At 61.0% G+C, this 13,299-nt stretch carries 13 protein-coding genes; 5 read left to right on the top strand and 8 right to left on the bottom strand.

The genetic code is table 11. The annotated features are described in order from the left end of the window. Nucleotides 1–59: 59 nt before the first annotated feature. From VC35_RS08940 to tkt, 5 genes are all read right to left on the bottom strand, one after another. Nucleotides 60–392: an MliC family protein gene (locus tag VC35_RS08940; RefSeq protein WP_046039317.1), complete on the bottom strand. Its 333-nt coding sequence runs from the start codon at nt 390–392 to the stop codon at nt 60–62. A gap of 56 nt (nt 393–448) precedes the next feature. Next, complete coding sequence (locus tag VC35_RS08935; protein ID WP_046039316.1) at nt 449–670, bottom strand: hypothetical protein; 222 nt, start codon at nt 668–670, stop codon at nt 449–451. A 34-nt stretch (nt 671–704) separates the two neighbouring features. Beyond that, nucleotides 705–1,868, bottom strand: coding sequence for a phosphoglycerate kinase (locus VC35_RS08930; protein ID WP_046039315.1), 1,164 nt, complete (start codon nt 1,866–1,868; stop codon nt 705–707). 12 nt (nt 1,869–1,880) lie between these two features. Further along, nucleotides 1,881–2,933: an erythrose-4-phosphate dehydrogenase gene (gene epd, locus VC35_RS08925; protein WP_008050248.1), complete on the bottom strand. Its 1,053-nt coding sequence runs from the start codon at nt 2,931–2,933 to the stop codon at nt 1,881–1,883. A gap of 152 nt (nt 2,934–3,085) precedes the next feature. Continuing rightward, nucleotides 3,086–5,083 (bottom strand): transketolase, encoded by a 1,998-nt coding sequence (tkt, locus tag VC35_RS08920; protein ID WP_046039314.1) that lies wholly within the window; start codon nt 5,081–5,083, stop codon nt 3,086–3,088. A gap of 261 nt (nt 5,084–5,344) precedes the next feature. On the opposite strand from tkt, the gene VC35_RS08915 reads away from it, so the two are divergent. From VC35_RS08915 to VC35_RS08900, 4 genes are all read left to right on the top strand, one after another. Further along, nucleotides 5,345–6,340, top strand: a complete 996-nt coding sequence (locus VC35_RS08915) for an ArsR/SmtB family transcription factor (RefSeq protein WP_046039312.1) — start codon at nt 5,345–5,347, stop codon at nt 6,338–6,340. A gap of 18 nt (nt 6,341–6,358) precedes the next feature. After that, a complete protein-coding gene (metK, locus tag VC35_RS08910; RefSeq protein WP_008050251.1) occupies nt 6,359–7,549 on the top strand; it encodes a methionine adenosyltransferase in 1,191 nt (396 codons plus the stop codon). Nucleotides 7,550–7,736: 187 nt separating this feature from the next. Further along, the gene (gene ligB, locus VC35_RS08905) at nt 7,737–9,416 is read left to right on the top strand and encodes an NAD-dependent DNA ligase LigB (protein ID WP_046039311.1); all 1,680 of its coding nucleotides are present in this window, start codon (nt 7,737–7,739) and stop codon (nt 9,414–9,416) included. Nucleotides 9,417–9,512: 96 nt separating this feature from the next. Further along, on the top strand, nt 9,513–9,908 hold the full coding sequence (locus VC35_RS08900) for a DUF1090 domain-containing protein (RefSeq protein ID WP_046039310.1): 396 nt from the start codon (nt 9,513–9,515) through the stop codon (nt 9,906–9,908). 191 nt (nt 9,909–10,099) lie between these two features. Here VC35_RS08900 and VC35_RS08895 read toward each other — a convergent pair whose 3' ends face one another. Beyond that, on the bottom strand, nt 10,100–10,549 hold the full coding sequence (locus tag VC35_RS08895) for a c-type cytochrome (RefSeq protein WP_046039309.1): 450 nt from the start codon (nt 10,547–10,549) through the stop codon (nt 10,100–10,102). Between the two features lie 128 nt (nt 10,550–10,677). Between VC35_RS08895 and mltA the strand changes: the two genes are divergently transcribed. Next, a complete protein-coding gene (gene mltA, locus VC35_RS08890; RefSeq protein ID WP_046039308.1) occupies nt 10,678–11,862 on the top strand; it encodes a murein transglycosylase A in 1,185 nt (394 codons plus the stop codon). 132 nt (nt 11,863–11,994) lie between these two features. On the opposite strand, the gene VC35_RS08885 is transcribed toward mltA, so the two are convergent. Together VC35_RS08885 and VC35_RS08880 are read right to left on the bottom strand one after the other, a co-directional pair. Continuing rightward, a complete protein-coding gene (locus tag VC35_RS08885; RefSeq protein WP_046039307.1) occupies nt 11,995–12,378 on the bottom strand; it encodes an MAPEG family protein in 384 nt (127 codons plus the stop codon). Between the two features lie 31 nt (nt 12,379–12,409). Then, nucleotides 12,410–13,243, bottom strand: coding sequence for an EamA family transporter (locus VC35_RS08880; protein ID WP_046039306.1), 834 nt, complete (start codon nt 13,241–13,243; stop codon nt 12,410–12,412). Nucleotides 13,244–13,299 lie beyond the last annotated feature (56 nt).

The raw sequence follows: 13,299 nt of genomic DNA, 5'->3' as shown, positions 1-13,299 counted from the left end.
CTATTCAAGTTTTTGCAGATCGGGGGTTGGCCCGGGCTGCGGATTCGGTGTTCTTCGTTTTACTCGGCCTTGCAACCACGGCCGATCAAATCATTGGTGGCGACCCAGTAAACCAGGCCTTCCTCACCTTTTATGTGAAACGCCAGCATGTCATTGCTGTACAGCGAACCCGATGCACCCGGTTCCTGCTTCAGGCGGTAGACCTGATCGGCACCGCCCAGGCGCACGTCGACTTCCCTGCGGCTGTCGTCGGTGTAGCGCCACAGCACTTTGGCCTGGCTGTCGCAGGTCCAGGTGGTCCAGTTATCCACAGGGGCGGACGACTGGAACAGGTTCAACTGAGCACAACCGGCCAACAACGTCAGCGCCGCAACGGCGATAAAACCTTTCATCCGTGTCCCTCGACTGACGGCGCACGCCGCCAGCCCTGAGTAATGAGTCAGACCCGTCAAGGGCAGCCATGTTCCTTGGCGGGTGCCTGGGTCTCGTATTTGTCCAGGCCCTCCGGCCCGGAACGCTTGTTGAGCACCGGGTTGGTTTCCGCCTGCCAGTCAGCCTGGTAGCAGCCTTTGTCCGACTCGGACGGCGCCGGTTCCGCAGTGGCCTTCGGGTTACTCCCGCACGCCACCAGCGAACCTGCGACGATCAACAGCGCTAACGTCTTGACCATTTCAACACTCCCTGCCTGGTCAAACGGGCGACCCTCAGGCCTTGGCCCGGCTTTCCAGGACTTCAACGGCTGGCAGGACCTTGCCTTCGACGAATTCGAGGAACGCGCCGCCACCGGTAGAAATGTAGGAGATCTGCTCGGCCACGCCATACTTGTCGATGGCGGCCAGGGTGTCGCCACCGCCGGCAATGGAGAACGCCGCGCTGTCTGCGATGGCCTGGGCCAGCACCTTGGTACCGTTACCGAACTGATCGAATTCGAACACGCCGACCGGACCGTTCCACAAGATGGTTTGCGACGACTTCAGCAGCTCGGCAAAATTCGCCGCGGTCTGCGGGCCGATGTCCAGGATCATGTCGTCGGCAGCAACGTCAGCGATCAGCTTGACGGTCGCAGTGGCGCTTTCGGCGAATTCCTTGGCAACCACCACGTCCACTGGCAGCGGTACGCTGACCTTGGCGGCGATGGCGCGAGCGGTGTCCAGCAGGTCCGGCTCGTACAGGGATTTACCGACCGGGTGACCGGCAGCAGCCAGGAAGGTGTTGGCGATGCCGCCGCCGACGATCAACTGGTTGCAGATCTGGCTCAGGCTGTTCAGCACGTCGAGTTTGGTCGACACCTTGGAGCCGGCAACAATGGCCGCCATCGGCTGGGCCGGGGCGCCCAGGGCTTTGCCCAGCGCATCCAGTTCAGCAGCCAGCAGCGGGCCGGCAGCAGCGACTTTGGCGAACTTGGCCACGCCGTGGGTCGAACCCTCGGCACGGTGAGCGGTGCCGAAGGCGTCCATCACGAACACGTCGCACAGGGCTGCGTATTGCTGGGCCAGTTCGTCAGCGTTCTTTTTCTCGCCCTTGTTGAAGCGTACGTTTTCGAATAGCACGATGTCGCCCGCTTTCACGTCGACACCGCCCAGGTAATCGGCCACCAGCGGCACTTCACGACCCAGAGCACGGCTCAGGTAGTCGGCGACTGGCTTGAGGCTGTTCTCGGCCGAGAACTCGCCTTCGGTCGGACGGCCAAGGTGCGAGCAGACCATCACGGCCGCGCCTTTTTCCAGGGCCAGCTTGATGGTCGGCAGCGAGGCCAGGATACGCGCATCGCTGGTGACAACACCGTCCTTGACTGGGACGTTGAGGTCTTCGCGGATCAATACGCGCTTACCTTGCAGATCGAGGTCGGACATCTTCAACACGGTCATGGGTCGCACTTCCTACGGTTTTTTTGAAGTTGCTGTTTGCAGATAGTGTTCTGCAACGTCCAGCATTCGGTTGGCAAAACCCCATTCGTTGTCGAACCAGGCCAGGATGTTCACCAGCCGTGGGCCGGAAACGCGGGTCTGACTGGCATCGACGATCGCCGAATGTGGGTCATGGTTGAAATCACAGCTTGCGTGAGGTAGCTCGGTGTAGGCCAGCAAGCCTTTGAGCGGGCCGCTGGTGGCGGCTTCGCGCAAGATCCGGTTGACCTCGGTGGCGTCGGTCGCGGTGGCGGTCTGCATCGTGATATCGAGGCAGGACACGTTGACCGTCGGCACCCGCACGGCTTTGGCCTGAATTCGGCCGGCAAGTTCCGGCAGCAGGCGCTCGATACCACGCGCCAGACCGGTGGACACCGGAATCACCGACTGGAACGCCGAACGGGTACGGCGCAGGTCTTCGTGGTGATAGGCATCGATGACCGGCTGATCGTTCATCGCCGAGTGAATGGTGGTGATCGATACGTAATCCAGACCAATGGCCTGATTCAACAGGCGCAACAGCGGCACGCCGCAGTTGGTGGTGCAGGACGCGTTGGACACCAGCAACTCGTCGCCGGTCAGGCAATCCTGGTTCACGCCATAGACGATGGTTGCGTCGACGTCCGTCTCGCTGGCCATCGGCTGGGAAAACAGCACACGCGGGGCGCCGGCGTCGAGGAAACGCTGGCCGTCCTCTCGCGTGTGATAAGCACCGGAGCACTCCAGCACCAGATCGACGCCCAGGGACGCCCAATCGATGCCTTCGGGGGTAGCACTGCGCAGGACCTTCACGCAGTCGCCATTGATATGCAGACAATCGCCGTCGACCTTCACTTCGCCGGGGAACCGGCCATGGGTGGAGTCGAAGCGTGTCAGGTATTCGATGCTGGCCATGTCCGCCAGATCGTTGATCGCGACAATCTCGAACCCGGCCTTCTCGCCTCGCTCGAACAACGCACGCAAGACGCAACGACCAATCCGGCCGTAGCCGTTGAGTGCAACTTTGTAGGGACGCGGTTGAGGCATGGGGTTCTCGATTACCGTGGTGAATCCATCAGTTTTGTGTCGTTTGAACCGACGCTATCGCGAGCAGGCTCGCTCCTACATGGGCGATGTAGAACCCTGTAGGAGCGAGCCTGCTCGCGAAGGCGTCAGCCCGGACAACATCACTGTCGGACTTAGTCTTCCAGCAGCTCTTCAGCCTGACCCAGGATGTTTTCCAGGGTGAAGCCGAACTCTTCGAACAAGGCCGACGCAGGCGCCGACTCGCCGTAGGTGGTCATGCCGATCACGCGGCCTTCCAGGCCCACGTACTTGTACCAGTAGTCCGCATGGGAAGCCTCGATGGCGATACGGGCGCTGACCTGCAACGGCAGGACCAATTGCTTGTAGCCGGCGTCCTGGGCATCGAACACGCTGGTGCACGGCATGGAAACCACGCGTACCTTGCGGCCCTGCTCGGTCAGTTTGTCGAAGGCCTGAACGGCCAGGCCGACTTCCGAACCGGTGGCGATCAGGATCAGCTCAGGCTCGCCAGCGCAGTCTTTCAGCACGTAACCACCACGGCTGATGTCGGCGATCTGGCCGGCGTCGCGGGTCTGGTGCTGCAGGTTCTGGCGGGAGAAGATCAAGGCCGAAGGACCGTCCTTGCGCTCCAGTGCGTATTTCCAGCTCACCGCCGACTCAACGGCGTCGGCTGGGCGCCAGGTATCGAGGTTCGGCGTGCAGCGCAGGCTGGCCAGTTGCTCGATTGGCTGGTGAGTCGGGCCGTCTTCGCCCAGACCGATGGAGTCGTGGGTGTAGACGTGGATCACACGCTGCTTCATCAGGGCCGACATGCGCACCGCGTTGCGCGCGTATTCCATGAACATCAGGAAGGTCGCGCCGTAAGGCACCAGGCCGCCGTGCAAGGCAACACCGTTCATGATCGCGGTCATGCCGAACTCGCGCACGCCGTAGTACATGTAGTTGCCGCTGGCGTCTTCGGCGGTGACGCCTTTGCAGCCTTTCCACAGGGTCAGGTTGGAACCGGCCAGGTCAGCCGAACCGCCGAGGAACTCAGGCAGCAACGGGCCGAATGCGTTCAGGGCATTCTGGCTGGCTTTACGGCTGGCGATGGTTTCGCCCTTGGCAGCCACTTCGGCGATGTAGGCCGAGGCTTTTTCGCTGAAATCAGCTGGCAGCTCACCGCTCAGACGACGCACCAGTTCGCTGGCTTCAGTCGGGAACGCGGCGGAGTAAGCGGCGAAACGCTGGTCCCACTCGGCCTCGACAGCTTTACCTGCTTCCTTGGCGTCCCACTCGGCGTAGATATCGGCCGGGATTTCGAACGGACCGTGGTTCCATTTCAGCGCCGCACGGGTCAGGGCGATTTCCGCGTCACCCAGTGGGGCGCCGTGGCAATCTTCCTTGCCTTGCTTGTTCGGCGAACCGAAACCGATGGTGGTCTTGCAGCAGATCAGGGTTGGCTGCTCGCTTTTGCGCGCAGTGTCGATCGCCGTCTTGATCTCTTCCGGGTCGTGACCGTCGACATTGCGGATCACTTGCCAGTTGTAGGACTCAAAACGCTTCGGCGTGTCGTCGGTGAACCAGCCTTCGACTTCGCCATCGATGGAGATGCCGTTGTCATCGTAGAAGGCGATCAGCTTGCCCAGGCCCAGGGTACCGGCCAGGGAAGCGACTTCGTGGGAAATGCCTTCCATCATGCAGCCATCACCCAGGAACACATAGGTGTGGTGGTCGACAATGTTATGGCCAGGACGGTTGAACTGCGCCGCCATGACTTTTTCAGCCAGGGCAAAACCCACGGCGTTGGCCAGGCCTTGGCCCAGTGGACCGGTGGTGGTTTCTACGCCCGGGGTGTAGCCGAGTTCCGGGTGGCCCGGGGTGCGGCTGTGCAGTTGACGGAACTGCTTCAGGTCATCGATCGACAGGTCGTAGCCGGTCAGGTGCAGCAGCGAGTAGATCAACATCGAGCCGTGGCCATTGGACAGCACGAAGCGGTCACGGTCGGCGAACGATGGATTGCTCGGGTTGTGCTTGAGGTAGTCGCGCCAAAGTACCTCGGCGATATCCGCCATACCCATCGGGGCACCGGGATGGCCGCTGTTGGCTTTTTGCACGGCATCCATGCTGAGGGCACGAATGGCGTTGGCACGCTCACGACGGCTAGGCATCGCTGTTCTCCTGGGGGCTTGAATAAAACGAAACGGAAAAAAGGCGAGCATTTTCCCTCACCGGGACGCCTCGGGGCAATGACAGATAGTCATCTGAAGGCGTTTTTCCAATGGATAACGACGTATTCGCTTGGTGAAACCTTTCCGCCGTCCGTTTGTTGACTGAAGCTAACGTTAAGAAGTGCCATCTATCGAGCAATATCAAAACTTTTTGATATTGCTCTTGCGATGCCTTCGACCCGTGACTAGACTGCCGGCCTTATGAATTTACGCGTGCCATCCATTCAACATGACGATTGCGATGAGCTGGCAGCCTTGTGCAAGGCTGGCGGCGATCCCCTGCGGTTGAATGTCTTGCGCGCACTGGCCAACGATTCGTTCGGTGTGCTGGAACTGGCACAGATCTTCGGCATCGGCCAGTCAGGCATGAGCCACCACCTCAAGGTACTGGCCCAGGCCGACCTGGTGGCGACGCGCCGCGAAGGCAACGCGATTTTCTACCGTCGTGCACTGCCCCACACCGAACTGCTGGGCGGCAAATTGCACGCAGCGCTGCTCGAAGAAGTGGACAACCTGACGCTGCCGACCGACGTACAGTCGCGCATCACCCAGGTCCATGGACAACGCGCGGCCGCCAGCCAGGACTTTTTCTCACGGGTGGCGGAGAAGTTTCGCGCCCAGCAAGACTTGATCGCCGGCCTGCCGCAATACCGCGAAAGCGTGGTGGCCCTGCTCGACAAGCTGAGCTTCGACAAAGACGCCACGGCCATTGAAGTCGGCCCCGGCGATGGCGCATTCCTGCCGGAACTGGCGCGCCGCTTCGCGCAAGTCACGGCGCTGGATAACAGCAGCGCGATGCTTGAGCTGGCGCGCCAGGTCTGCGAACGCGACAAGCTGACTAACGTCAGCCTGCAACTGGCCGATGCATTGAACGGCGTCAGCCTCAAGGCCGATTGCGTTGTACTGAACATGGTGCTGCACCATTTTGCCGCGCCGGCCGATGCGCTCAAGCACATGGCCAATTTGCTGCAACCAGGCGGTAGCCTGTTAGTGACAGAGTTATGTAGCCACAACCAGAGTTGGGCCAAGGAGGCCTGCGGTGATCTCTGGCTGGGGTTTGAACAGGACGATCTGGCCCGTTGGGCCACCGCTGCGGGACTCGTTCCCGGGGAAAGCCTCTATGTAGGCTTACGTAATGGTTTCCAGATCCAGGTCCGCCATTTTCAGCGACCGGCTGGCGACACTCACCATCGGTAATTTCAGGAAAACATCGAGATGAGCGAATACTCCCTTTTCACCTCCGAGTCCGTGTCTGAAGGGCATCCGGACAAAATCGCCGACCAGATTTCTGATGCGGTGCTGGACGCCATCATTGCTGAAGACAAGTTCGCCCGTGTGGCGTGCGAGACTCTGGTGAAAACGGGCGTGGCGATCATCGCCGGCGAAGTCACCACTTCGGCCTGGGTTGACCTGGAGCAGATCGTTCGTGACGTGATCACCAACATCGGCTACACCAGCTCCGACGTCGGCTTCGACGGCGCGACCTGCGGCGTGATGAACATCATCGGCAAGCAGTCCCCAGACATCAACCAGGGTGTCGACCGTGCCAAGCCTGAAGATCAGGGTGCCGGCGACCAGGGCCTGATGTTCGGCTACGCCAGCAATGAAACCGACGTGCTGATGCCTGCACCGATCACCTTCTCGCACCAACTGGTGCAGCGCCAGGCCGAAGCCCGTAAATCCGGCCTGCTGCCTTGGCTGCGCCCGGACGCCAAGTCGCAAGTGACCTGCCGTTACGAAAACGGCAAGGTTGTCGGTATCGACGCCGTCGTTCTGTCGACCCAGCACAACCCGGAAGTGTCGTACAACGACCTGCGCGAAGGCGTGATGGAGCTGATCGTCAAGCACGTGCTGCCTGCCGAACTGTTGAGCAAGGACACCCAGTTCCACATCAACCCGACCGGCCAGTTCATTATCGGCGGCCCGGTGGGTGACTGCGGTCTGACCGGTCGCAAGATCATCGTCGACAGCTACGGCGGCATGGCCCGTCACGGCGGTGGCGCATTCTCCGGCAAGGATCCATCGAAGGTTGACCGTTCGGCTGCCTACGCCGGTCGTTACGTGGCCAAGAACATTGTTGCCGCCGGCCTGGCCGAGCGTTGCGAGATTCAGGTGTCCTACGCCATCGGCGTTGCTCAGCCGACTTCGATCTCGCTGAACACCTTCGGTACCGGCAAGATCAGCGATGACAAGATCGTCAAACTGGTCCGCGAAGTGTTCGACCTGCGTCCATACGCGATCACCACGATGCTCGACCTGCTGCACCCGATGTATCAGGAAACCGCTGCGTACGGCCACTTCGGTCGCACCCCGGCGACCAAGACCGTGGGCGACGACACCTTCACCACGTTCACCTGGGAAAAAACCGATCGCGCCGACGCTCTGCGTTCTGCTGCCGGCCTGTAAGACTTCCCCGCAACACCCGAAGCCCCGCACGGTTCGCGCCCTGCGGGGCTTTTTATTGGGATTCGCTTTACACCGCATCGCAGCCTTCGCGGGCAAGCCATTAGAAACACTCGGTAAAAACCCCGCCCGCTGCGCTAACTGATACTGACCTAGCCTTCAAGCACCTCACCGAGCAAGGACGCTCAAGATGCTTCCCCACCTGCGCCTGTTTTTTGCCGTTCTACTGTTCTTTACCCACATGACCGCCAATACCGCCGAGTGCCCCGACTGGACGCCGGAACGCGCCCTGATTGAAGTCAACAAACTGCAACAGCAAGTCGACCTCTGGGACGACAGCTATCACCGCCAGGGACGCTCACTGGTCGCCGATGAACTCTACGACCAGTCCCGCGCCCAACTCACCCAATGGCGCCACTGCTTCAACCTGAGCCCGTCCGCAGACCCCTTGCGCACTGCACGCGGCACACTGCCCCACCCTATCGCCCACACTGGCCTGGACAAACTGCACGATCAGCCCGCCGTGGAAAAATGGCTGCGTGGCCGGGTGGACGTCTGGGTCCAGCCTAAAATCGATGGCGTGGCGGTGACCCTGGTTTACCGCAACGGTCTGTTGGCCCAGGCCATCAGCCGTGGTGACGGCAAGAGTGGTCAGGACTGGACGCTTCCTGCACGGCAGATTCCGGCCATCCCGCAACGGCTACCGCAGGCCCGGGACCTGATCGTGCAAGGCGAACTGTATTGGCGCCTGACCGATCATGTGCAGGCCCGGGCCGGTAGCCTCAATGCTCGTGGCTCGGTGGCCGGCCTGATGGCGCGCAAGGTCTTGAGCGCCGAACAGGCCGCCAACATCGACTTGTTTGTCTGGGACTGGCCCCAAGGGCCGGCGAGCGTGCCCGCGCGTGCCGCGGCGCTGACTGCGCTTGGCTTCCCGAGTACCACGACATACAGCCAGCCCATTGCCTCCGCTGTCGATGCCGAACGCTGGCGCGAGCACTGGTATCGCTCTGCCCTGCCCTTTGCCAGCGACGGCATCGTCCTGCGCCAAAACCAGCGCCCAGCCGCTGAGCGTTGGCAGGCCAGGTCGCCCTACTGGGCCATCGCCTGGAAATACCCCTTCGCCCAGGCACTGGCCGAAGTCCGCCAGGTTCACTTCAAAATCGGCCGGACCGGGCGGATCACTCCGGTACTTGAACTGACCCCGGTGAAGCTCGATGACCGGCAGATCAAACACGTCAGCGTCGGTTCGTTGCAACGCTGGCAGGCGCTGGACATACGCCCGGGTGATCAGGTCGCCATCAGCCTGGCCGGGCTGACCATTCCCAGGCTCGATAGCGTTGTATTGCGCAGCAGCGAACGCGCCGAATTGAACACACCGCTGGCAGCAGACTTCCATTTATTGAGTTGCTGGCAACCGACTCCGGGCTGCGAGAGCCAGTTTCTCGCGCGCCTGACCTGGCTCAGCAGCAAGCAGGGCCTGGCGCTACCCAATGTGGGTCCGGGTACTTGGGAAAAACTTCTTGCAACAGGTCGCCTGAACGGTCTGCTGGATTGGTTGACCCTCGATGCCCAAGAGCTTGCTACCATTGACGGTTTCGGCGAGCGCAGTGCGGCTCGCCTTGCGGACGGCTTCAACCAGGCCCGGCAACGCCCGTTCGCGCACTGGCTCAAAGCCTTGGGATTACCACCGACAGGCCAGGCGCATCTCGGCGATTCATGGCAGGTACTGGCAGAGCGAAACATCGAACAATGGCGGGCCGAGGCCGATATCGGGCCAGGGCGCGCAGCGCAACTGAACGCATTTTTCCGCGATCCGCAGGTCCTGGCCTTGAGTGAAACGTTACGTGATGCGGGGATTGACGGCTTTTAGCTGTCGGCCCTGCGCCCACCGGGAACCCCAAGGGACCGCTGGGCTCCAACAAGCCATTGCCACACCGGCCTGCTTGCTTTCCTACATGGAGCTTTTATGAAATTTCTTTCACCGCTCGCCCTGTTGACCCTTTGCAGCGTGCTGGCCACCCCGTTGATGGCGGACGAGGAAGCGCCAGGGCTGACCGGTTGCGCCGCCAAGAAGCAAGGAATCATCAACCAGATCGAATTGGCCAAGGTCCACGGTAATGCCGACCAGCAGGCCGGCCTGGAAAAGGCCCTGAGCGAAGTCGAAGCGAACTGCACCGACGCCTCGCTGAAGAAGGAACGGGAAAACAAGGTGCTCGACGCCAAGCACGAAGTCAGCAAGCGTCAGGCGGACCTCGACAAGGCCATGAGCAAAGGCGACCCCGACAAGATCAACAAGCGCAAAGACAAACTCGCCGATGCCCGCAAGGAATTGCAGAACGCACTGGATGAGCTGGATAAATAAACAAGCAACACCCAAGGCTAACCGTGGCGAGGGAGCTTGCTCCCGCCGGGCTACGAAGTAGCCCCAAACCAGCCATCCTGAACATCAGATCGAACCCGACTGCCAACTAACGCCTGCTGCGTAGACGAGCGGGACGATGCGGCGCTCCGACAAGCTCCCTCGCCACAACAACAGACCGTCGCAGCCGAGAATCAATGATCCCGAAACGCCTTATGACAAGCACTGCAAGCATCTTCGACTTTCTGCACCACCGGCCCCAGGTTGCTGGCCTTGTAGGGCTGGACCTGGCTGGCGATCACCAATTCACCGGTGGCGCTTTCAAGGTCGCGGGCCATTGCCTGAAAGCGTGCCTGTTGCTCCCAGACATCGCTCTTGGCGCTGGTGTGATCTTCCTCGCGCACTTGCGGAAAATGCTGCCACGGCTCACGGGACAACGCATCGAGCTTCACCGCGCCTTCGGCGAATTTCGGACCATCGAACGCAATGCGTCCACGCAACATGCCGCCCAGGTCTTCGCCAGTCTTGAGCATCTGCTTGAAAATGGCCTTGCGCTGGCCGAGCGGCGAGTTGGGGTCGACACCGCCACAAGCGGACAACGTCAGGCAGGCCAGCAATACAACAGAAAGTCTTTTAAAAGTCATGGTGGCTTCAGGTCACGGGAAACGGCGGCCAGTATCCTCGCGTCATCGGCAAAGACCAATAGCCCTATTATCAACAAGGGTTGCTTGAGCACATGGAGCGCTCAGGCAACCGGCAAAGGAATCACTCCATGAACAGCCGTTTCAAGGCCTGGCGTCACAGCCTGGCCTGGACCCTGCCGATGGTGGCCCTGCTCGCAGGCTGCACCGGTGGCGACAACAAACAACCGAAAACCCACGCCCTGGCCACCTACTCCAGCGCCACATGGGAAGCGCTGCCGGCGGTGTCCGACAGCGACCTGGTCGCCGGTTTCGGTTCCTGGCGCAGCGCCTGCACCCGACTAAAGGCCGACCCGGTCTGGGGTGGCACCTGCGTAGCGGCTGCCAACGTGCCGCAAACCGCCAGCGACATTCGCGGTTTTCTCAAGCAGAACCTCGATGTCTATGGCCTGCGCGCTGCCAACGACAACTCCAACGGTTTGATCACCGGTTACTACGAACCGGTTTACCCCGGCAGTCTGACCCAGACCAGCGTTGCCAGTGTGCCGGTGTATGGCGTCCCCGAAGACATGATCATCGTCGCCCTCGACAGCATTTACCCGGAACTCAAGGGCAAGCGCCTGCGCGGTCGACTCGAAGGTCGTGTGCTCAAGCCGTACGACGATGCGGCAACCATCGAAAGCAAAGGGGTCAAGGCGCCGGTCGTGGCCTGGCTGACCGATCCGATGAACCTGCAGTTCCTGCAAATCCAGGGTTCGGGCCGTATCCAGCTCGACAATGGTCGCCAGTTGCGCATTGCCTACGCCGATCAGAACGGCCATCCGTATCGACCGATCGGCCGCTGGCTGGTGGAACAGGGCGAGTTGAAAAAAGAAGACGTGACCATGGGCGCCATCAGCACCTGGGCCAAGGCCAATCCGTCGCGGATTCCCGAACTGCTCGGCAGCAACCCCAGCTACGTATTCTTCACCCGCAACCCGGACAGCAACGAAGGTCCGCGCGGCTCGCTGAACGTACCGTTGACTGCCGGTTACAGCGCGGCGGTGGATCGCAAGGTAATTCCGCTGGGCAGTCTGCTGTGGTTATCGACCACCAAACCGGACGGCACTGCACTGGTTCGCCCGGTGGCAGCACAGGACACCGGCGGCGCCATTGCCGGCGAGGTTCGGGCGGATCTGTTCTGGGGCACCGGCGATGCGGCCGGGCAACTGGCCGGGGACATGAAACAGCAGGGACAGATCTGGATGCTCTGGCCCAAAGGTGCTGCGCTGCCACAAGTACCGCAGGTGGCGGATGCAGAGAAGACCAAGCCCTGAGGCGAGTGTTGACCGTTAGATAGCTTTCGCGAGCAGGCTCGCTCCCACAGAAGACACGCGTTCCAATGTGGGAGCGACGGTGCGACGATTCGACCTGCTCGCGATGAGGCCGGCAAAAACCCTGAAGATCGTTTAGACCGACACCACAAAAAAACTCACGATCAACGCCATCCCCACGAACCACACCAGCGACCGCAGCGTCGCCCAGTCCGCCAGGTAGCAAATGATGTAGAGCAGGCGACTGGTGATGAACAACACCGACAGCACATTGATCGTCACCAGTTCGGCATTGCCTGCCAGGTGCGCTACGATCACTGCCGCAGCGAACGCCGGGATCACTTCAAAGCTGTTCAGTTGCGCCGCATTCGCGCGCCTGCCCAAGCCTTCCAGCGAATCGAGAAAATCCCGGGGGTCATGGTTGTCTCTCAACCTGAACCCGCCACTGATCTTGGCGACCCACGTACACACATACGGCAGGAGAATCGCGATCAAAATGCACCACAGAGCAACCGTCATAAAGCAGTCCCTTCTTCACGTTTCAGAACAGTCAAAATTTCATGACCAAAATGCCGATCAGCACCAGCCCACAAGCTAAGAGGCGCGGTCCGCCAAAAGTTTCTTTCAGGTAACGCATGCCAAATAGCACCACCAGAATTACGCTGATCTCGCGCAACGCCGCCGCTTCTGCAATCGAGCCCAATTGCATCGCCCACAGCACCAGAGCGTAGCTGAACAACACGCAAAACCCGACGGCCAGGCCCAGTCGCCACTGCTCGCGCCAGAACAACATGAACGCGGGCCGCTTGCGCACCAACGCCAACAGCGGAAACGGCCAGGCACTGAGCAAGGTGACCCAGACCAGGTAATCCAGTGGATGGGACCAGCGCCGCAATGCCTGACCGTCGATGTAGGTGTAGCAACCGATGCACAGACCGATCAGCGCCACCACCGGTAGCATCGACCATGGAAGGCGCGCTCCGCCGCCGCCCTGCCAGAGCAGGCACAGCATGCCGAACGGGATCAGCAGGATTCCGAAGATCTGCTGATGGGTCAGCACCTCCCCGGCAAAGATCAGCGTCAGCGCCAGCACCACCAACGGTGACAGGCCGCGCATCAATGGATAGACCAGCCCGAGGTCACCGACCCGATAGGCCTGGATCAACAAATAGCGATAGAGCAACTCGAACGCCGCCGACGCCAGGATCCACGGCCAGATCTCCAGTGGCGGCACGCTCAGGAACGGCAGCATCAGCGCGACAAAAAGCAGCGCCACGCTGTCCATGCAGGCCACCACCAACAGTCGCTCCGCACTGAACTTGATCAGGGTATTCCACGCCGCATGCAACAGCGCCGCCACCAACACCAACGCCGTCGCAAGCACGGCCTACTCCTTTTGTTGTCTCCACGATCCTTATAGGGGCGCCGAGAATTGATTCG

It is taken from the genome of Pseudomonas fluorescens, assembly GCF_000967965.1.
In the GTDB taxonomy this organism is placed as follows: Bacteria; Pseudomonadota; Gammaproteobacteria; order Pseudomonadales; family Pseudomonadaceae; genus Aquipseudomonas; species Aquipseudomonas grandcourensis.
The sequence above is the reverse complement of the archived record's forward strand: the minus strand, read 5'-3'. Positions and strand labels throughout refer to the sequence as shown.

What these genes read in the sequence shown, in the direction of transcription:
- epd (WP_008050248.1), bottom strand. Translation starts at nt 2,933, where the DNA reads ATGCCTCAACCGCGTCCCTACAAAGTTGCACTCAACGGCTACGGCCGG.
- VC35_RS08885 (WP_046039307.1), bottom strand. Translation starts at nt 12,378, where the DNA reads ATGACGGTTGCTCTGTGGTGCATTTTGATCGCGATTCTCCTGCCGTAT.
- VC35_RS08895 (WP_046039309.1), bottom strand. Translation starts at nt 10,549, where the DNA reads ATGACTTTTAAAAGACTTTCTGTTGTATTGCTGGCCTGCCTGACGTTG.
- VC35_RS08900 (WP_046039310.1), top strand. Translation starts at nt 9,513, where the DNA reads ATGAAATTTCTTTCACCGCTCGCCCTGTTGACCCTTTGCAGCGTGCTG.
- VC35_RS08935 (WP_046039316.1), bottom strand. Translation starts at nt 670, where the DNA reads ATGGTCAAGACGTTAGCGCTGTTGATCGTCGCAGGTTCGCTGGTGGCG.
- mltA (WP_046039308.1), top strand. Translation starts at nt 10,678, where the DNA reads ATGAACAGCCGTTTCAAGGCCTGGCGTCACAGCCTGGCCTGGACCCTG.
- tkt (WP_046039314.1), bottom strand. Translation starts at nt 5,083, where the DNA reads ATGCCTAGCCGTCGTGAGCGTGCCAACGCCATTCGTGCCCTCAGCATG.
- ligB (WP_046039311.1), top strand. Translation starts at nt 7,737, where the DNA reads ATGCTTCCCCACCTGCGCCTGTTTTTTGCCGTTCTACTGTTCTTTACC.
- VC35_RS08915 (WP_046039312.1), top strand. Translation starts at nt 5,345, where the DNA reads ATGAATTTACGCGTGCCATCCATTCAACATGACGATTGCGATGAGCTG.
- VC35_RS08930 (WP_046039315.1), bottom strand. Translation starts at nt 1,868, where the DNA reads ATGACCGTGTTGAAGATGTCCGACCTCGATCTGCAAGGTAAGCGCGTA.
- VC35_RS08940 (WP_046039317.1), bottom strand. Translation starts at nt 392, where the DNA reads ATGAAAGGTTTTATCGCCGTTGCGGCGCTGACGTTGTTGGCCGGTTGT.
- metK (WP_008050251.1), top strand. Translation starts at nt 6,359, where the DNA reads ATGAGCGAATACTCCCTTTTCACCTCCGAGTCCGTGTCTGAAGGGCAT.